This window comes from Streptomyces sp. H27-H5 (genome assembly GCF_026627505.1).
Lineage (GTDB): Bacteria > Actinomycetota > Actinomycetes > Streptomycetales > Streptomycetaceae > Streptomyces.
Window position 1 is genome coordinate 1 of record NZ_JAPNLK010000313.1, and the last position, 1,098, is coordinate 1,098.

The following is a 1,098-nucleotide window of genomic DNA, read 5'->3' on the forward strand; positions in this document are numbered from 1 at the left end:
AATTGGAAATCTCCATCCAGGAGCTCCCCTTACGGTGCCATCGGATGCAATTGCAAAAGCTGTGCTTAATTGTCCTGTCGCTGGGTCAGTGATAAATGATACGCACGTATAACCCGTGTTTTCTGCGGGCGGCAAGAGACCCTGCGTGTCACCGAAGAAGCTAATATTGCCTTCCGGCCCGATCGTTGCCGCTATATACCCAACCGCATCGCCGTTGGGCTTGCTGGTGGTGACGGTGTCGCTGCCGTTGGGGTGGTGTGGGGCCGTGGCGATGGTGGTGTACTCGTTCGAGACATCAGATGGGTAAATTACCGCGTTGTCCGTGGTTTTTGCCTCTCCATTGGGCCCCGCGGCGGCGGTCTCCACCTCGGTCGCGCCAGCCTGGTAGGCGACCTTGGCTGTCGTGCCGGGCGCGAGACCGGTGACCGTGGCGGTCCCCTTGTTCCAGTTGGCCCCCGTCCCCAGTACCACCGACAGCCCGAGTTGTGTGCCTTCGGCGTGGTAGACCACGGTGGCTTGGGTTCCGGTTTCGGTACAGATTGCCGTGATGGTGTAGGTGCCGGGATTGGCGTACTGGTGTGGGGCGGTGGCCGTGCCGCCTTCGCTTACGTTAGCCAGGTAGGGATCGGTGTCATCACCGAAGTTCACAGATACTCCGTCTTCACCTTCGTCGTCGGGGGGAATGTTGTCGATGTTGGCTCTGATGTTGAGGCCTTGTGACTCAAATGTGGATGTCATTGCATTCCTCCATCCTAATGGCCATCGTTTCAGGGGCGATCGTGATGATCATGTGCTCAGGCTCCGGTACCACGGGAGAATGGCTTTCTAGTGCGGCCACTCGGGCTTCGAGTGCATCCATGGCGGTTTGAGAAGGTACATCATCCAGATGGACTGGGTAGCTGATGACAGGATGACAGAGTCCATTGCCAGGTTCTCCTCTCGTTTTGAGTCCGTCCTGATTTCCTTCGTCTCTTACGGCAGCTGTAGATAGCCGCTGGTGTGCTGGCTGGTCATGGTGTGGTGTCGGCGTAGGTGTGCCAACGGCGGTGGCAGAGGCGGGCGCGGTGTTGATGGCGGCGGCGCCAGGTGGACCACCAC

The 1,098-nt window shown here is 59.0% G+C and carries 2 protein-coding genes; both read right to left on the bottom strand.

Translation table 11 applies throughout. The features are described 5' to 3' along the window. Positions 1–738, bottom strand: a 738-nt coding sequence (locus OTB19_RS42975; RefSeq protein WP_267804294.1) for a hypothetical protein, incomplete at its 3' end; no start/stop codon positions are given. Then, on the bottom strand, positions 722–1,098 hold a 377-nt coding region (locus OTB19_RS42980), incomplete at its 5' end, for a hypothetical protein (protein ID WP_267804295.1). The genes OTB19_RS42980 and OTB19_RS42975, both read right to left, overlap by 17 nt.